Below are 19,558 nucleotides of genomic sequence, written 5' to 3'. Positions count from 1 at the left end.
TAAACACGCAACCACCCATTCACCCGGTTTCTGGCTAGAGTTGATTTACCCCTTTAGGCGAAATGTAATCAGATTTAGGCAGATACGATAGAATAGAAGTATAAATATACGTTACCAAGAACATTCATTTTATTCTTTGACCAGACCAGCAGTAAGAGTTGCAACCTATTTATACTACAGCAACGGGTAATTTCTTTAAATCTCCACGTCTTAAAAAGCCTTTTTTTTAGCATAAACCCAGGAAGCTTTTAGTACAATAAAATAGTTAAAAGCACTTTCTTAGGCTCAATAAGTAACAGGCATTGGCCACAACAAAAAAGTAAATATTTCGGCTTATTAGCTGGTAAACAAGCTCACATATTTCTTTTTACCCTAATAAAAGCGATGGCCTGTATTTTACCTTTAAAAATTACCCAGATTTAAAAAAGGCAGTAATTACAAGTGTAATAGAAAATTTTATAGCTAGCAATAGGATAAATACAGGAGAATTTTAAAAAAAATTAAAAAAAATAGACAACAATAGGGTTGAAAATTTTTCGGAAAAACCAAAGATTGCTATATTAGGCAAAATATATTTAGCCATTATAATGGTTTTACCTTAATTTTTACTACTCTAAAATATAGCAAGCAGATGGAAAACAAATTACAACACGCAAATGCACAGCAGGCTGATAACAAGAAAATTGTGGTGCCATGCTCTATGTGTTCTGGAAACCATGAAAAACATGTACCTAATTGCCCGAATGATTATACTGTTTTCGCCATGCTCCTGAAAGATGGAGTAGATGGCGATCCCCGAAGATTTTAGAAGAGTAAGCTTTCAGGCTTTTTGAGTGCAGGGCGATAATTTGAAAAAGCAGCCCAGGTCACTAATTTAATATTGCCCAATCATAAAAGAAAAGAATTATTCATGAGCAGCAGCGGAAATAGGTTGCTGATTTTAACGCCGAGTTACTTTACATACAGAATAATGCCCAAATGGTGTTGTATACTATACCAAGCTCTTGGTATAGTATACAACACCATTTATTGCTGAATAAAAAGGAGAGGGAAAATTAAAGTGGGCCTGAAAGCCAACTCTGTTTCGCTCTTAGGGGAGCACTAAAAATGAAGAAACGGATGCGGCGCTTGCTAACGGCATGAAATTTTAAAAATCTTTATTATTTTCTTGTGGAACGTTTTAGTTCATCGGAACAAGATGTACTAACGCGTCCGCTGCTGCATTTTGTGCATTGATGCACGTGAATCGATTCATTTATCATCGCTATCTGCGGAAATCAAGTGATTATCCAACAGCAATAAACCACAGCAATTAACCGCGGTAGAAGCTGCTTAGAACAAGTAAAAACGGTAAAAAGGTTATGAAATGTTAAGCGGGCGTGTGCGTTGTAGCTATTTAAGAGTAGAATCAATCGTATGAGTTCAAGCGAGGCATTTATTTAAAAAATTTACGCGTGTTACATGCGCTGAATTACGGGAAGAATTAGAGTACTTTTCTGCAAAACACTTAAAAAGGCTAGCCATTGAACAAACAATACCATGCAGGTTTAATCATAACTTACCGAGCCGAAGCAGATAAATAACTTTCAAAATCTCACACCATTAAATCCGATATTTATTGGGAAAAGATTATTTTTTTATACCCGCTGCTGTAAAGTTGTTTTAGAACTGCTTTCTAAGGGGCGTAAAATGAGTCTCGTGGTTCAGGTAAATAAAGCTGCTTATTAATTTGTGCCTCTTTGAATCATCCTAAATATACGCATTTCTTTCCTGAAATATTATTGCGACCGAGCTGCCCATCAATTTCCCGGGCAAGTATTCTCCCCAGCTAATCAATAAACGGGCTAGAAAGTTTAGTGCCAGCAACCAAGCTTCTTTTTTAAATTTTTATTCGGTTCACGTGTAACAAGTTACTCGTGAACCGAATGTATATATGGGCAAGAGTCACTAATCGAAACTGTCCGGAATCAAACATTTTACCTTTTCCATCATCACTCTATGAAAACACCTTTATCTTGTTTTTATCTGGTTCTGGAGAGCCGGATATTTACACCCTGGTGGCGCCAAGTAGGTGCTATTCTTCTGTTTACGCTAACTTTGCCAGCGGTAACCTGTGCTCAAAATAAAATTTGGGATAAGAGTATCGGCGGTAACTTTCCCCGGATTCAGCAAACCCGCGAGGGTGGCTTTATTACGGCGGGTAATGTTCGTTCTGCTAGCAAGCAAGGCTTTGGATTGATTAAGCTAACGGCCGATGGCATCCTTATCTGGGAAAAATCTTTTGTGGGGAACGGTACTTCTTTTTTCTTAACTGCCCTGCAACAAACCCAAGATGATGGCTATATTCTGGGCGGTTATACCAACGCCGGCAAATCCGGCGATAAATCCGAAGCCAGTAGAGGCCAATTTGATTATTGGGTGGTTAAAGTAAAAGCCGATGGCAGCAAAGAGTGGGATAAAACCCTGGGAGGCAATCGGGATGATTTGCTGGCTGCCATTCAACAAACCCCGGATGGTGGCTATATCGTGGGGGGCAGTTCTACTTCCGGAATCAGCGGCGATAAAACCCAGGAAAATCAAAACGGCGCCTCCATTGGTTACACCCAAGATTACTGGGTGGTAAAATTAACCGCCAACGGGAGCAAAGCCTGGGATAAATCGTTTGGCGGCGATGATCAAGATCAGTTAGCCACGGTGCAGTTAACCCAGGATGGTGGCTATATATTAGGAGGCTCTTCTAATTCGGACATTAGCGGCGACAAAACCCAGGATGAGATTGGCAGTTCTAATTTTTTAGATTTTTGGCTCATCAAGCTCAATGCGCAGGGCAACAAAGTTTGGGATAAAACCATTGGTGGAACCCGGGAAGACATTCTCGAGTCGTTGCAAGCCACCCAAGATGGAGGCTTTATCGTGGGAGGTACCTCGGACTCCGATAAGAGCGGCGATAAATCCGAATCTTTTAAAAGTCTGGTTCCGGGCATACCGGATTACTGGGTGGTAAAGCTAACCGCCGAAGGCAATAAGGTTTGGGATAATACCATTGGCGGCGACCGGGACGATTTTCTGGCCGGGGTTCAGCAAACCCAGGATGGCGGGTACATCGTAGGCGGATCTTCGGTTTCGAGAGTGGGGGAAGATAAAACCGAAGCCCCGGTTGGGAATGTTAATAGTGAGTTTCCGGAAGAATTTGTAGATTACTGGGTGGTAAAATTAACCCCCAACGGTACGAAAGTATGGGATAAAACCATTGGGGGAGATCAGAAAGACGAGTTAAACACTATTCTGCAAACTCAGGATGGCAATTATTTGTTGGCGGGCACTTCTTCATCCGGAATCAGCGGTGACAAAACAGCCGCCGAAACGGGTTTATGGTTAGTAAAACTAGATAATAGTAACACTAATATTAGTCAGTATATCGCCTTTGAAACTATTCCGGATAAAACTGTGGCTAGTGTGCCCTTTACTCTATCGGCCCGGGCCAGCTCCGGTTTACCCGTTACATTTAGTATTGTATCTGGCCCGGCCACCCTCCAGGATAGTACTATTACCCTAACCGGCGTAGGCACAGTTACAATTAAAGCTATCCAAGCGGGAAATGCGCAGTTTAAACCTACCGAAGCTACGCAAACCTTTCGGGTAACCCCAGTACTTTTGGCCTGGGACAGGCGCTACGGCGGCTCGGGTACCGATAATTTTACTTCCGTGATTAAGACTGCGGATGGGGGCTACTTATCCGGCGGCTACACCAACTCGGGCGTGAGCGGGGATAAAACGCAGGGCAGTCAAGGCCAGAACGATTACTGGATCGTTAAATCCGATAAAAATGGTCAAAAAATCTGGGACAAACGTTTTGGCGGAACGGGTAACGATTACCTCAACCGGCTTATTCAAACCCAGGACGGCGGCTATTTACTGGCAGGCTCTTCTTTCTCGGGCAAAGAAGGGGATAAAACCGAGGCTAGTCGCGGCAGCCGGGATTACTGGATCGTGAAAACCGATAAAAACGGTACTAAACAATGGGATAAAACCTTTGGCGGCACAGGCCAGGATGAATTAATAAAAGTTATTCAGTTGGCTTCGGGCGAGTATATTTTAGGGGGCTACAGCAACTCGCCCATAAGTGGAGATAAAAGCCAGGCGAGCCGGGGCGGCCGTGATTACTGGGTGGTAAAAATTAGTAAAACAGGTACCAAGGTATGGGATAAACGCTACGGAGGCGCTGCGACTGAAGAACTAGGTAGCTTTATTCTAACCGCGGATGGCGGCTTGCTGCTGGGCGGTACTTCTGATTCGAACACCGGGGGCGATAAAAAAGAAAATAGCCGGGGATACAGCGATTACTGGGTAGTAAAAACCAACGCGCGAGGCACGCTGGAGTGGAGCAAAACATTTGGCGGCGACGATACCGAAAAAGCTTATACTATCGGTCAAGCGCAAGGGAGTAACTACTTTATTGCGGGCTGGAGTTACTCCGGTAAGAGCGGCGAAAAATCTCAGGATAACCAGGGCGGCAAAGATTACTGGCTTCTCAAATTTAATGCAGCGGGAAACAAAATCTGGGATAAAACCTTTGGGGGCAACAACGACGATGAGCTCCGGGCCAGTACCTACACCAGCCAGGGGCATTACCTGCTGGCGGGGCATTCTCTTTCCGGGGTAAGCGGCGATAAAAGCCAGGCCAGCCAGGGCGAAAGCGATTACTGGCTGGTAGAAGTAGATGAAAATGGCAACAAAGTACAAGACCAACGTTTCGGCGGCAGCGGTACGGAAGAACTGCGCACGATAACGCAAACCCGGGAGGGCGGTTTGCTCTTAGGTGGTCGCTCCAACTCGGGCGTACGCGGCGATAAAACCCAGCCGAGCCAAAGCAGTACCGATTTCTGGCTGGTGAAAGTTTTACCCACAACAAGCGCAATGGCAGCGGCCAGAACAACTTCGTTTACGGAGGAAGCTCCAGCCACCGCTAGTCTTTCAACCGTAGTAGCTTATCCTAATCCTTTCTCGGACCGCCTCCGCGTTCGGTTTAGCTTACCTAAAACGCAACCGGCCACCCTACGCGTACTCGATAGTCAGGGCCGGGAAATTAAAAAATTATTTCAGGGAGAAGCGCAGGCAGATAAAAAGTACGAAGTAGAATGGCAAGCCGGTAAACAAACCAATGGCCTGTACCTGCTGCAATTGCAAACCCCTGCCGTACGAAATACCCAAAAAGTGCTTTTGAGCAAGTAACTTCTTATTTTTTTAAAAAGCTGGATAGTATTGCGGGTACTATCCAGCTTTTTTATTTTTATAAAAACCGTCCGTCACTATAAGAAAGCATACCATTCCGGAATGTACGCACTAGATACACCAAGCCCCGGCGAGTACCTGGTTCTTCTCCAAGATTTGCGAGACATCCGTCAGAGCGAATCATCATTTCTTGTCGGAACAGTACATTACGTTTTATAAGCAATTAATTCAGAAAATCGGGTTTTCCATCAAGTGAATATTACCGTTATTAGAAAATCGGGTAAGGAGATTTGGGGTTTATGGGCATGGCGGACGAAAAGCTGGAAATGCTTTTCAGAAACCAGAAAACAGAGGTAAGGGAATCGGGAAAATGCTCATAAAACACGCCGTGGCGCAATTTCAGATTAACAAAGTAGATGTAAATGAATAAAAATAAGCAGGCTATAAAATTTTATAGGCATTTGGGACTCTGTATTGCAGCGCGGTCAGAACTAGATGACCAGGGAAATTTTTTTCAATCCGGCGCCTCCGGTTGGTGTAAGGGGTTATTAAGCTAACCCTTTACTACAATCAAGAATGAACGGGAAAGAAATCTATTTTGGGTAAACAGACTTCTTTTCCCAGATTTGAACAGGATAATAGCGGCCCGGTATTATTTACAACTACTTTCTGTTTTCTTTTAACAGCACTTCATCAATAAGGCCGTAATCTTTGGCTTCGGCGGCTTTTAACCAGTAATCGCGGTCCGAGGCTTCGTGTATTTCCTGGTAGGTTCTACCGGTGTGGTAAGCTGTAATTTCGTATAGTTCCTGGCGCATTTTTAAAATTTGACGGGCCGAAATCTCGATGTCGGAGGCAGGACCCTGGGCACCGCTGCTGGGTTGGTGCATCATGATGCGGGCATGCGGTAATGCCGAGCGTTTATTTTTAGCGCCGCCGCACAACAAAACAGAACCCATGGAAGCGGCTAAGCCGGTGCAAATAGTGGCCACATCGGGTTGAATAAACTGCATGGTATCGTAAATGCCCAAACCGGCGTATACCGAGCCACCCGGACTGTTGATGTACAGCAAAATATCTTTTTTAGCGTCCACGGACTCCAGAAAAAGCATTTGAGCCACAATAATGTTGGCAATGTTGTCGTCCACGGCAGTGCCCAGAAAAACAATGCGGTCGGCCATTAACCGCGAAAAAACATCTACTTCCCGAAAGTTAACGGGTCTTTCCTCAATAACAGAGCGTGTCATGTTCTCGATGGTGTGTACGTATTGGTCCAGGGCCAGGCCGTTTACGTTTTGCCCATGCACGGCAAATCGCCGGAATTCTTTTTGATTATAATTGGTAGAATACATATGATTAAAATTTAAAATTTTTAAAAAAAGGACACGAAAGTTCCGGACAGGTTATTGATAAACCGGTTTACAGATACTCAAATATAATTATGGCAAGAACTGGAATTTAAAAGGCTTTTGTTAGCAGGTCAAAAGCTTTCCATTAAAAGTTATTCTGGTTAAGAATAATAGGGGAAATTAATTGTTGGTTAAATCATTTGCTTTTAATTAGGGCAAGCTGCAAAGTGAAAATTTAAAAAAATGAAATATTACAATAGTAAGAAAGTAGTAGTCCGTTTTACTTTATAGAATCTAAGAAAACAGGCGGGCATGAATGCTTTTTAATTCGGCGCGGAGCTGCTGCCGGCCAGCCGCCCTGATGGCCTGATAAGCTACTTGTTGCTGGCGCAAAGCCAGTTGCCAGGATTGGTCCCAGAGTAACCGGATTTCCAAATCTTGGGCTTGCTCTTCCGGTAAACTGCCGTTTACCAAATCTTCCAACTGTTTAATATCTTCCAGCTCGGGCCGCATATTTTTTATTAATTACTGTATAAAATTTAAGCAGATGCTTATTTTTTAAGCGTTAATCGGCTTGCCTTAAGCGCTTATACTCTTGTTTAAAGTAGTTTTTTAAATTTTTACTTTTCTGAGTGGCTCTAAAAAAAGTTCTACGGGTTTTTCCGGGCTCAGCTATCGAAAATAATCACCGGAGAGCCCGGACAGGGATTTACGAAGCCGTTCTAAGCACTTAAATTTTTGTACGGTAGCGCTGCGTACACTGCGGTACCGATTTTTTTCGGCAATGGCCGTGAGAGATTGGCCGAAATAATAAAAGCTTATTAAAATATTCCGGCATTTATCACCAAGTTGTTCTACAAAATAGATCAGGTCTGTGCCAGCAGCTTTTGTTTCGGCCGGATTTACTTCGTCGGGAGGGTTTATTTCTTCTAAAGTAATTTTTTTCCGGCGTTGTTGTTTTTCGAGTTCCTGGCGCCAGTGGTTTTTACAAATGGCCATTAAGTAAGTAGTAACCGAGGCAGTAAGCCGAAACTCTTCTTGCATTACTTTCTCGTAGAATACAATAATGGCTTCCTGCAATAAATCTTGCGCATCTTCGGGTTGGCCGTTGTGCTGTTTTACGTAGTGCAGTACCATGGGGTACGCGCGGGCGTATATTTGCGCGAGCGTTTTTTCCCGGTCTGTCTTAAAAGCAAGGCGCCAATTGGTCGCCATTACGGGAGAAAGTATAGTTGGCATACGCTTTTTTATGGTTTATCCGGATTTGCGTAGAATATCACCTTATTTTTTTAAAAAACTTACAAATATTTTTTGTTCGCCGGAATTTGCCGGAAAAACTAATCAGAAGGTGCTTTTTTTACGTGAATTGGTGGTAGGAACAAATTGAGCCACTCTCTTTGTAGGGTTATTCCGGAAGAATCTAATCGGTTGCCTACGGATTAGATTCTTTTGGAGTAATTAGAACAAGCAGGAGAAAGCTCACAAAATAATTTAGTCGCTTTAAACAGCCTTGCTTTTGCTGCATTGTTGTAGTCTCGTGTTTCTATTAAGCGCCGGTTAATTATCTTTTCTGGCTGAACGTTGGTCTGCTAACCGATAGTTACCGTGGAATAGTGAGGTAGAGCTACTTCCATGGCGGTTTGCTTAGAGTTTAAAGCTTGATGTTCCAATACTGGAAAAAACCCGTTTACCGGAAACCCTTAGGGTGCTTTGGCTTTTCTTGTTTTATACTAAGTAAATGGACACAAGTAGTAAGACACAAGTATCAAGACAAAATAAAATATAATAAATTAAATATCAGTGAATTAACCTTGTATTTTTAATATTGGAATGTATCTTTCAATTGGTCCTTTTACTTAAAATTTAAAAAACTTGAACAAAGTATACCTTTTAATTAAAATGTTGCGCCACAATCGCTTCCAGGGTAGTTTTAGAAAGTGGCTTGTTAATTAATCCGGCAATATTGGCCTGCTGTACCTTTTCTACATCCAGCGGGTTTAAAGAAGTAGTGAGCACAATAATAATAATGGATTGCTTCTGCTCAAAGCTAAGTTGTTCGTAGGCTTCCAGAAACTCGAATCCATCCATTACCGGCATATTAATATCCAGGAGAATTAAAGTAGGACAACAATTACCCGGGCAGTTTTTATGAATAAGCGATAGCGCTTCTAAGCCGTTGTGGGCTACTAACAGATTGTCCGTTACTGCTAGTCTTTTAAAGAGCATTTGGTTTAAGTAGTTGGCGGTATCGTCGTCGTCTACTAATAAGGTGCAGGCAATTTTGTTCATAATATGTAAAGTAGCAAAAGTAAATAGTGTAAAATAAAGGAGGCAAAACCATCAGGTGTTTCGCGGGAAAAAAATCTGGAAAGTTGATCCTTCGCCCACTTTACTTTGAACTTCAATTTTTCCTCCCGCATTTTCAATAATTTTTTTCACCATGTATAAACCAATGCCGGTGCCTTCTACGTGGTTGTGCAACCGCTTGAACATGGCAAAAAGCTTACTCTCCTGGTTTAAATTTATACCTAAACCATTGTCCTGCACGGCTAATACCTCGTATCCGGGAATTACAAAACAATGTACCCGCACCTGCGGGGTGCGTTCAGCAGCCCGATACTTGATGGCATTAGATAGTAAATTATAAATAATGCTGCGCAGATTCTTTTCGGAAAAACGAATAGTAGGGCAGGAGGTTACATCTACGGTTATCTGGGCCTGCTCGGCTAGGATAACAGGAGCCAAATCTAGCTGCACTTCCGCAATAATCGAGGCGAGGTTTACCACTTCTGCTTCCGGCGTATTTTCTTTTTGCAGCTTGGTAATTTCGGTTAAATGATCAATGGTGCGTTTAAAGCGCTGCACCGATTCTAATATTAATTCCGTGGTCTGTTTAACTGTATCCTGTTCTAAAAAATCCGGGGGCATTTGGTCCAACAAGGCTTCCATTAAGCCTTCAATGTTTAAAATAGGCGCTTTTAAATCGTGCGAAGCCGTATAAATAAAGTTATCCAGATCTACGTTGGTGCGGGTTAATTGCTTTTGCAATACAATTTGTTCGTGAATGTCTACGTTAACGCCCGTAAAACCAACTAATTGCCCATCGGCGTTAAAATATGGTTGCGTACGGGTAATGGACCAGCGGTATTCTCCGTCGCGGCGGCGGATACGGTAAGCGGGGCTTTCCCAAGCTTGGTTGGTGCCAATCGAGGTAGCAAATGATTCTTGTATCAGCGGCCGGTCCTCCGGATGAATAAGCTCCCAAACGGCATTTAACTGCGAGGTGTTAGGCTCCAAGCCACTCCACTCAAATAAAGTCTCGTTTACGTAATTAATTTGGCCAGCGGCATCGGTGCGAAAGATAAATACGGGGGCGTTGGCGGCTACTACGCGCAACTCGGCGGCGGCTTGGGCTACGCGTTGCTGCGCTACTACCTGCTCCGTAATATCACTTACCATGGCGTAAAACCCTAAAACTTCCCCTTCCCGGATATCGGGCACGTAGTTGGTGCTAATATGTTTAATAAAATTCTCCCGGTAAGGCATGCGGACTTCAAAGTCGAGCCGCTCGCCGGCCAGTGCCCGTTTTACGTAATCCTGTATTCCTTGGTAAGCAGCTTCGCCTACTACCTGGCGCACCGGTTTACCCAGTAAGTCTTCTGGTTTCTGGTTAAACCACGCTTCGTAGGCCTTATTAACAAAACGATACGTTTCTTCTTTATCCAGGTAACTAATCAGCACGGGCAAAGCATCGGTAATCAATTTTAATTGCTGCGCATTTTCTTCAATGGTTTTCCGGGCTTTTACCTGGTCCGTAACTTCATAGGCAAAAACCAAAGCGCCATCTATTATGCCCTGCGCATTATAGCGGGCCTGGTAGGTAAAAGTCCAGTAAATTTCTTCCAGGGGGCCTCCTTCATAACGGGCCAGCATTAAAGGTAATTCCTGAGCTACGTAGGTTTCACCGGTTTTATAAACATTATCCAAAATGGCCGGCAAGGGAGAATCTTTAAGTTCCGGTAATGCCTCTAATAACTTTTTCCCCAACAATTCCCGGCCGGGAAATATTTGTTGGTAAGCCGGGTTAACCAGTTGGTAAACTAACTCAGGTCCGTCCAGAATAAGAATAGGAGCGGGAGCCTCCATAAATAAAGTATGCAGTAATTGCTGTTGCTGTTCTGCTTCCCTTCTGGCCATTACTTGCCCGGTTACATCAAAAGCAAATACCGAAATTCCCACAATCTGGTCATTCTCGCGGTAGGCTTGGTAAGTAAAATTAAAAAATATGTTTTTGGTAGAACCATCAGGTACTTGTTCAATGGTGAGGAGCAATTCGTTGCCATAAAAGGTCTCGCCGGTTTGGTAAACTTTATCCAACAAAGCCACAAAGCCTTGTTCCAAAGCTTCCGGTTGAATTTCGGCGATAGTTTTTCCTTTCATTTGCCGGCCCGGAAATAATTGCTGGTAAGCCAAATTGTAATAATCTACCCGGTGTTCTGGTCCGCGTAGTAATACAATGCAGGCCGGGGTTTGCTCAAATACCTGGTAAAATGCTTCCCGTTCCTGCACCTGGAACTGCGTGGCGGCCAGCACTTCGGCTTGTAGGGCATCTGCGCGCTGTTGGGCCTTTACCTGCTCCGTTACTTCGAAAGCAAAAACCAATACGCCATCTACCCGGCCGTATTCGTCGTAGCGGCCCTGTTGGATGTAGTTAAAATAAATGTCTTCTAACGGGGCATTTTCGTGACGGGCTATCGGAATTAAAATGCCGTATTCCGTGTGGGTTTTGCCCGTTTGGTAAACCTGTTGCAGGGTTCGCCACACGGTATGCCCGGCCAGCTCCGGCAAAGCTTCTAAAAGTGGTTTACCCAGCAGTTGCCGACCCGGAAAAAGTTGTTGGTAACTCGGGTTTACTAATTCATATACTAAATTGGGGCCGTCGAGAATGCAAATGGCCGCAGGAGCTTGCATAAAGAACCGTTCCAAGCGCTCTCGTTGGCGTTCGGTGGCTACCTGCGCATCTTTTACCTCCCGGGTGCGCTCGGCTACGCGGGCTTCTAATTCTTCGTTAAGCTGCTGTAAGGCTAATTGCGTGTTTACTAAATCGTTATTGGTGGTGAGGAGCTCTTCGTTGGTGGCTTGCATTTCTTCGTTCAAGTCCTGCACATGTTGGCGATTATACTCTACCTGCCAGCGGGCCCTTACTTGGGCGGTTACTTCGTAGGCAAATACTAAAATCCCATCTATTTCTCCGGATAAATTGCGGGTAGCCTGGTATATAAAATTATAATAATTCTGGCCCAGGTCGCCACCGGAATTATTATGGTCCAGCTGGACGAGCATTTCGTGCGCATGGAAACTCTCGCCCGTGCGGTATACCTTATTGAGTAAGCCAAAAATAGGTTGCCCGGCAAGTTCCGGCATGGCTTCGGCAATGGGTTTACCCAACAATGGCCGATCACCTACTAAGCGCTGGTACGGAGGGTTTACTAATTTAAAAATATGTTGTGGTCCTTCAAAAATGCAAATCAGGGCAGGAGCTTCCATGAAAATCTGGTGCAAGCGTTGCTGCTGCAACTCGGCCTCGGCCCGGGCTTTTTTTTCGAGCTCCTGGCTTTCGCGCAAAGCTTTTTCCACCGCGGTCCGATCATGGTCGGAGGTATCGTTGAAGCTAACGATTAAGCCTTGCCCGCTGCGTTGCGCCGCCAGTTGAAAATAATTATTCAGGCGGTCGTACTGATAATTAAGGTCGTAGCGGCCGGGTTTACCCGTCAGAAAAGTATCGCGGTAAAAGGCAAAAATACCGGTTTGGTGAGCGTGCGGGTAAAGCTGCAGAAATGTTTTGTCGGGCCGTTCCGGTAACTGGAGCATGCGCTGGGCGGCCGCATTCAGCTTAACATAGGCTAAGTCAATAATTTCGCCGGTATCTGCGTGGTAAACGGGTTTAAAGAAAATGACCCCAGTTAACGATATATCCAATAAGGCAGGCAGCAGTTCCTCGAGTGGGGAAATTTCTTCTAAGTTGGAATAAGCTGCAGGAGTAGCAGGAGAATCAGACATTCAGATGATATTAGTAAGCTAATGGCTAAATATACGGATACTTTATAATAATCGTATTACCTTACTTAGCGTAACGGCCAATACTACTTTTTGCGCAAATCAAATAAAATAATTTAAAAATTTTGGCTAGTTGCCACCTGCTTGTGCCGGTTTGCCCCGGTTTTTTTAAAATTTAAGGCCGGAGCAAGGCTATTTTGTACCGCAAAAGTATTGGTTGGCAAGTAAATAATGAGCGGCAATTGTTTTGCCAGTATCAGGAAGCACCGGTAGCAATGGTTTTGTTATTGCGCGACCACTCGCTCCAGGAACCTACGTACAGGGCCGGTATTTCTAGCCCGGCCTGCGCCACCGCTAATAAAGTATGGCAAGCGGTTACGCCGGAACCACAATGCACCAGTACCTGCGCTGGTTCGCGGTTCTCGAAAGCCGACAAGTATTTTACTTTCAGCTCCTCGGCCGGCAGAAAAAATCCATCCGGATCTAAATTAGTGCTAAACGGAATATTCACCGCCCCCGGAATATGGCCGGCAACTAAATCAATCGGTTCTTTCTCGCCGCGATACCGTTCTGCTTCGCGTACATCTATAATTAAATATTGGGAGTCAGGACTGGCGCTTTCCACTTCCTCTAAATTAACGGTGGGCAGTTGCCAGGTAGTAACCGGGTAGGGAGCCACCAAAGCCGGTGGTTCTGTTTGCGAAGAAGTGGGAAAACCCGCGGCCACTGCGGCGGCCAAACCCCCGTTTAGCACCTGTACTTTTTCGTGACCAATTGCTTTTAACATCCACCAGAAACGAGCCGCCGCGTTAGCGCCATTTTTATCGTCGTATACCACCACTCTGCTGGCCGGTACAATGCCCAAGTTGGCCAAAACAGCGGCAAACTGGCGGATGTTGGGTAACGGATGCCGGCCCCCATCGGCGGCATCGGCTTTTTTTTGAGATAGCTGCTGCTCTAAATCCACAAACTGGGCTCCTTGCAAGTGAAATGCCTGGTATTTTTCTTTGGCTTCGGGTCCGGAGCGGGCATCCACTAGCACTAGTGCCGGGGTTTGCTGTAACAGCAGTAATTGCGATGGGTTCAGGATAGCATCCATATTTTTAGCATTCGTGCATCATTAACAAGCTTCTATTCTAATAGAAGCCAAATTACCGTAGCAAGTTAACTTACCCGGGAGTTATTTTCTAAGAACCGTTCTATAAAGTTTTAGCACTCCTATTTAGCCAGGTAGTACGTTTGCTAAACTAATTATAAGCCGCTTTGTTTGCTTTAAACAGGTTCTGAAAAGTAAAAAAATTAAAAAATAGCAAGACCAGAACTTTGGGCGCGTGCCTGTTAGCGGGTCCTGGTTCCGTATTGTTAGCAACAAGCGGCCGATGAAAACTTATAACCACAACTAAAGTAGCTACCTCAATGCTTTTGCACCCATTCTCTTTTTTACACTTTGCACCTGCAGAAGAACCACGAGCGGCTAAATTTTTAAATTTTTCCTTTTCTGATAACGCAGATCAGTAATTCCAGTAGTCCTTACAAACACCACATCAGCAATAAAGTAACGACTAGTTTAAAACTGTTCCAGAATAATACATTTTTTGTTAAAAATGGACACTGTTGCGCGCAATTTTAAATTAAATATAGCGGAAAAGCGTGGCGGCGCCTGTTTTGTACGCTTGGCATCAGGCTTGTTCTCCTGTGAAACATATAAAAATAGTAGCGGAATATTCCAGGTGAAAAGGTGGTATTTGACTATTGCTTAAACAAAAGTTAAACCCACTGTTTTTATGCGTATGTGCTACAAAAGCATTGATTTACAGCCTGTAATGGAAAATGAGCAGTACCACCTATAAAAATTGAGTACTAGTACTTATTCCGTTCGACCGGGGTGCCTATTACCTTTGTTATATTCTAAGGCAGAGCAGTAAAACTCTCCTGAAAATCAAAAACTTAAACACTAATCTATAACCCACAAACATTAATCAAACCATGAAAAAAATTGCCAAAGCCTCTGTTTTATTTGCTTTAACTTTATCTATGTCGAGCTGTGCTACTTTGTTTGGTGGCCGCGTAACCGAATACCAGAAAACCACTCCGGCGGCTGGCCAGCCGCAGCGCCAGATCCGGGTGGGGGCTTTAGTGGCCGATGTGCTATTATTCTGGCCCAGCTTAGCCGTTGATTTCGCCACCGGCGCTATTTACAAACCTCAGTCGAAAACCGCGGCTAATTAAATTTTTTGGCTGCCAGTCCATAAGCTGGCAGCCAAAAGAAACCATGCACCACTGGTTATTTAGCTCTTTGGCGAGCGCTAGTTGCTTTAAAATTTAAAAAATCTATTAATCTATCACTCATTTATAAACCATCCAAAACCATGAAAAACCTTACTTTACTTGTAATTTTTATTTTAACCAGTACCCTGGCCTCGGCGCAGGTGATGATGGGCGAAGGCGCGAAACAAATTTTTGCCAGCCCGCAATTAAAAACCGAAATCAGCCAGCACAAAACCGTGGCTATTCTGCCTTTTGCGGCTAAAATTACGTACCGCAAACAACCGAAGAATTACAGCGCGGATTCGCACCAGGAACAAGAAGAAAATCTGGCCAAAAACATCCAAGGCAGCATGTACACGTACTTACTGCGGAAAGCCAAAAATTACTCGGTTACTTTCCAGGATGTAGAAAAAACCAATATTTTGCTGAAAAAAGCCGGCATGTACGGTAAGCTGGATGAATTTACCCGCCAGGAAATTGCCCAGGCTTTAGGCGTGGATGCCGTAATTGGTGGTAAATTTGATATGGAGCAAACCCGCTCCGACGGAGCTGCTTTTGCTACCGCCGTGGTATTTGGGGGTTACGCAGGCAAAACCGGTTCTGGTTCTTTAACCATGACCATTCATAACGGCCGGGACGGGGAGTTGCTGTGGCGCTTCTTTAAAACCATGGACGATGATTTTACCTCTTCTACCGACGACTTAGTGGAACGCATGATGCGCAAAGTATCGCGTAATTTCCCTTACACGCTTTAATAATATGAATAGTTGTTGCTGATTAGGGCAGCACTTAAAACTATGAAAAACTTAATTTATTCGGCGGTTTCCTGCGTTCTCTAATCTGCCGGACATAAAAATAACAAGCTGTTAATCAATCCAAAACTAGCCTATCCCGTGTGTTTCTGAGAGCTTAAAAACTTTAGGAGATTACGGGATAGGCTTTTACCAACCTACTCAACCTTTAAATAATCCATGAAATTTTTGCTTTTAATGCTAGTAGCGGTGTATTCATTCGGAAAATTATACCTGGAGAATACGCCCCCGTTAAGTTATTCTTTAGATCCCGAAAAATCGGTGGTGGAATGGTCCGGCGCCAGCCCCAAAGTGTCGCACCAAGGATCGTTTGCCGTTACTTGTACTAGCCTGGAGGTAACGGATGGGCAGTTAAAAGGCGGTACTTTTGTTATTCCGATTGCCTCTATCAAGAATTTTGATTTACCAAAAGCCCTAAAACCAGTTTTACTCAAACACCTGAAAAGCAAAGATTTTTTAAATTTGGCGCTTTACCCCGAGGCAATTTTTAAAATTACACAAATCACTTCTTTATCTCCAACGGCCGAAGGTTCTGCCTTGGAAGCCACCGCCCAGGTAACCGGCGATTTTACGCTGTTGGGTAATACGCACGCTATTACATTTCCGGCGAAAATTGATATACACGAAGATACATTGTTGGTAGATGCCTCGTTTAAACTCGATCGTACTAAATGGGGCATGGACTACGCCGCCGATCCGGCCCTGGAAAACCGGCATATTTACCCGGAAGTAGCCATTCATGTGCAGCTAGCAGGTACCAAAAATTAAAAATTCTTATTTTTCCTGTTGAGCCTGGGGAGCAGGAGTAATAGCAGGACAAAAGCTAAAAGAGCTCGTAAAGTAGGAACAGGCGGGTCCAAAATAAAAGAAGTTGTCCTGCGGGCCAGACAACTTCTTTTTGTAATATTTATTAAAATTTTAAAAAAAACAGATACTTACTGCCGCATTACTTTTAGTTTGGCTTGCAGCGCTTTGTTTTCTAATAGCAAATAGTAAACGCCAGCCGATCGCATTTCGTGGGAAAAATTAAAAGGCAACGTGGCAGTTGGGTTTTTTAAATTCAGGGTGCCGCCGGTCAGTTTTTCGCCCATCAAAGAAACTAAAGTGTACGTAACTTTGCCCTCAATTGCTTTGGTCAGGCTTACATTTAAACGGCCATCGGGGGTGGGGGCCGGATAAACCGTTAATCCCGCTGTATTCCGGGAATGTTCCTGCGCTAATTCTACCGCAATGTTACTGCGCTGGGCTTGTGTTTTATTAGTAGCCGAACGATTAAAAGTTAAATTGGTGGCTTCATTGCAGTTTGGATATACTAACACTTCATCTTGACCCGATAAACCATCGCTATCCGTTACGGTAAGCACAATGCGGTAATAGTAGGCTTCTCCGTCGCACCCAATTGGTTCCAGGGTGGTGGTGGTTTCGTGGGCCGTATCAAAAGGCTCGGCGTGCGAATGCTCGTTGTGGTGCAAAATAGTTTGCCATTGATAAGAAAGCTGCGCATTGCTTTGCTCTTTATCGATGACCGTAGCCCTTAAATTATAACTGGTGGGCTGCTTTATGGAGTAAAGGGCCTTGTCGGCCGGACTGGTAATGGTAACCTGCGGCGGCGTATTTTTGCCTACCGAAATAACTAATGTGGTTTTACCCGTACTGCCCTTAGTATCTTTAACGGTAAGCGTAACCGTGTATTTAATAGCGGTAGGGCTGGAAAACACATGCTTTGGGTTAGCGGCATTACTGGTGGTGCCGTCTCCAAAATTCCAGGCATAGGTCAGCGCTTGTCCTTCCGGGTCCGTGGATTTGGTACCGGTAAACTGCACGGTGAGTGGACTGGTACCATATACCTTATCGGCCGAAGCAACCGCGGTTGGCGGACTATTAACCGCGTTATAAGCAATTTTTCTAATTTCGGAAGGATAATTTATGTAATAAATTCCGGGTTGGGTAGGATTAACGGCCATAGCTACCACCACGGCACCGCCCGATTGAAAATTATTTACCGCCACGGGTTTACCTTTCCCATCTACTCCCAGGCTTTTAATCCATTGCGCATTGTAATCGCCAAAAAATAAGTTATTTTGGTAAACTGCCGGAAAATCTTTGTGCGGGTAAAAAACTCCTACGGTAACCGAATTACCCCCGAACTGCGGTCCGGAAACCGGCGAACCAGCGGCGCCAATGTTAATAACAGCCGCGGTTTCTCCATTAAAAATACCGGTTCTGGCCATGCCCTTCGCGCCGTGTTTCCATTCAATGATCGGTCGGCTATGCTCAAAAGTGTTACTAGTGCTCGGAATATTTTGCGCCGGATAACAGGGATTTTTAAAACTGGCCGTACCACTGGCGGTTTCTTGTTTAATTAAATCCTGAAAGTAAAAGTAACGTTGGGCGCAACCCTTCACCCCATATTGCGGATTTTGGGCAAAATTATTAAAAACTTTTCTGGCGGGATAGGTGGCTTGTTCGGTTAAACCTTCAAACAAAGGCCAGCCAAAGTTCATCCCGGGTTTGGTTACCGCATTTATTTCTTCAAATCGGCCGTTGCCCACATCGCCCACGAATAAAATTCCGGGATTAGCGTTCGCCGGGTTGGTGCTGCCGGTTCCTGGTTTAAGCGTCATGCGAAAAGGATTCCGGAGACCTAAAGCCCAAACTTTGGAGCGCACCGAGGTAGGCTTGGCCGGATCATAAAACGGATTACTGGGAATACCCGCTCCCGTGGCCGGGTTAATCCGCAAAATTTTGCCGTTATAACTTTCCAGTAATTGCGCCCGAAAAGCTCCTACGTTTTGATTCATGGTAAGAATTTTATCGGCCAAGGCTTGTTTATAATAGGTTTCGGGGGCACTGCCCGTGTCATCGGCAATGTAACTGCCGCCATCGCCCGCCGAAACCAGCAAGGTGCCATCGGCGCCAAAAACCAGCGAACCAACCCCATGGCTCTGGTGCGTAGTAGGAATCCCACTGGACTTGGTAACGCCCAGTAACACCCTGCGGGTAGCTTTATTTACCGCATAGCCCGTAGTGCTTAGGGTAGCCGTATAGCGGGTAACCCGACCAATCGTAGCCTTAAAATAATCGTTAGCAGTAGGGCTATAAGTGCTGGTACCGTAATAAAGCAAATAATGCCGGTCTACGGTATAGAGTAAATAAATATAACCGTTAGTACTGAAATTAGGATCCAGGGTAAATCCTAATAAACCGAAATCCCGCCAATCCCCCACTTCTTCGGAGATATCGAGCATAAGTTTTCGCTGATTATTTTTAACGGTCCATACCTTGCCCCCTTTTTCCCAGACAAACATATAGCTGCCATCTTTATTAAAGGTAAGCCCCACGGCCTGGTTCCACTGCGTCGAAACCTGGGTAGACGAAAAACCACTCGGAAGCGTTTGCGCAAAAATAGATGGAGAAAAAGTAAGTAACGGCAGAACCAGCAGCGCAATAGCTGCTTTTATGCTTAGCTGCCGATAAAAACCGTATTTTTTTAAATTTAAAGGCTTGTTGCCCTGCCAGAGTGAGCTTTGGCGCAGCAGCCCTGAAAAGTGGTTCAGCCGTTTCTGAAAGTAATGGTAAAAAGAATAAAAGTTAGACATAATAGGTTGGGTAAAGATGAAAGAAGCAAGAAGGATTAGGTGCAAAAAACGACATCTCAGTTACTGGTTGGTGCCGGACTAAATGAGTGTGGACTTTACTACAAAACAAGACTAATCCGGAAACAAATAAATATTTCGGGAGAATTAGCCAGTGGGAAGAAGACATAAATAAGCGTAAGTACTTGAAAATTTTATTTTAAAAGATAATACCAGACAGGTTTACGAAAGAGTGTTATATGAA

The 19,558-nt window shown here is 44.3% G+C and carries 11 protein-coding genes; 4 read left to right on the top strand and 7 right to left on the bottom strand.

What is annotated here, in order from left to right:
• The first annotated feature begins 1,998 nt into the window (after positions 1-1,998).
• The gene (locus AHMF7616_RS13750; protein WP_115373411.1) at positions 1,999-5,232 is read left to right on the top strand and encodes a T9SS type A sorting domain-containing protein; all 3,234 of its coding nucleotides are present in this window, start codon (positions 1,999-2,001) and stop codon (positions 5,230-5,232) included.
• A 662-nt stretch (positions 5,233-5,894) separates the two neighbouring features.
• Here AHMF7616_RS13750 and AHMF7616_RS13745 read toward each other — a convergent pair.
• The 6 genes from AHMF7616_RS13745 to AHMF7616_RS13715 all read right to left on the bottom strand — a co-directional run bounded on the left by AHMF7616_RS13745 (position 5,895) and on the right by AHMF7616_RS13715 (position 13,737).
• Complete coding sequence (locus AHMF7616_RS13745) at positions 5,895-6,584, bottom strand: ClpP family protease (protein ID WP_115373410.1); 690 nt, start codon at positions 6,582-6,584, stop codon at positions 5,895-5,897.
• A gap of 291 nt (positions 6,585-6,875) precedes the next feature.
• The gene (locus AHMF7616_RS13740; protein ID WP_115373409.1) at positions 6,876-7,094 is read right to left on the bottom strand and encodes a hypothetical protein; all 219 of its coding nucleotides are present in this window, start codon (positions 7,092-7,094) and stop codon (positions 6,876-6,878) included.
• Positions 7,095-7,253: 159 nt separating this feature from the next.
• Positions 7,254-7,820, bottom strand: coding sequence for an RNA polymerase sigma factor (locus AHMF7616_RS13735; protein WP_233507546.1), 567 nt, complete (start codon positions 7,818-7,820; stop codon positions 7,254-7,256).
• A 651-nt stretch (positions 7,821-8,471) separates the two neighbouring features.
• On the bottom strand, positions 8,472-8,870 hold the full coding sequence (locus AHMF7616_RS13725; RefSeq protein WP_115373406.1) for a response regulator: 399 nt from the start codon (positions 8,868-8,870) through the stop codon (positions 8,472-8,474).
• Between the two features lie 51 nt (positions 8,871-8,921).
• Positions 8,922-12,641, bottom strand: coding sequence for a PAS domain-containing protein (locus AHMF7616_RS13720; RefSeq protein ID WP_115373405.1), 3,720 nt, complete (start codon positions 12,639-12,641; stop codon positions 8,922-8,924).
• A gap of 253 nt (positions 12,642-12,894) precedes the next feature.
• On the bottom strand, positions 12,895-13,737 hold the full coding sequence (locus AHMF7616_RS13715) for a sulfurtransferase (RefSeq protein WP_115373404.1): 843 nt from the start codon (positions 13,735-13,737) through the stop codon (positions 12,895-12,897).
• 887 nt (positions 13,738-14,624) lie between these two features.
• Between AHMF7616_RS13715 and AHMF7616_RS13710 the strand changes: the two genes are divergently transcribed.
• From AHMF7616_RS13710 to AHMF7616_RS13700, 3 genes are all read left to right on the top strand, one after another.
• The gene (locus tag AHMF7616_RS13710; protein ID WP_199474220.1) at positions 14,625-14,867 is read left to right on the top strand and encodes a hypothetical protein; all 243 of its coding nucleotides are present in this window, start codon (positions 14,625-14,627) and stop codon (positions 14,865-14,867) included.
• A 140-nt stretch (positions 14,868-15,007) separates the two neighbouring features.
• On the top strand, positions 15,008-15,661 hold the full coding sequence (locus AHMF7616_RS13705; RefSeq protein ID WP_115373403.1) for a hypothetical protein: 654 nt from the start codon (positions 15,008-15,010) through the stop codon (positions 15,659-15,661).
• Between the two features lie 216 nt (positions 15,662-15,877).
• On the top strand, positions 15,878-16,486 hold the full coding sequence (locus AHMF7616_RS13700; RefSeq protein WP_115373402.1) for a YceI family protein: 609 nt from the start codon (positions 15,878-15,880) through the stop codon (positions 16,484-16,486).
• 167 nt (positions 16,487-16,653) lie between these two features.
• Here AHMF7616_RS13700 and AHMF7616_RS13695 read toward each other — a convergent pair whose 3' ends face one another.
• A complete protein-coding gene (locus AHMF7616_RS13695) occupies positions 16,654-19,317 on the bottom strand; it encodes a PQQ-dependent sugar dehydrogenase (protein WP_115373401.1) in 2,664 nt (887 codons plus the stop codon).
• Between the last annotated feature and the right edge of the window lie 241 nt (positions 19,318-19,558).

This window comes from Adhaeribacter pallidiroseus (assembly GCF_003340495.1).
GTDB classification, from domain to species: Bacteria; Bacteroidota; Bacteroidia; order Cytophagales; family Hymenobacteraceae; genus Adhaeribacter; species Adhaeribacter pallidiroseus.
Note: the sequence above shows the minus strand (reverse complement) of the source record. Positions and strands in the feature narration are given on the sequence as shown.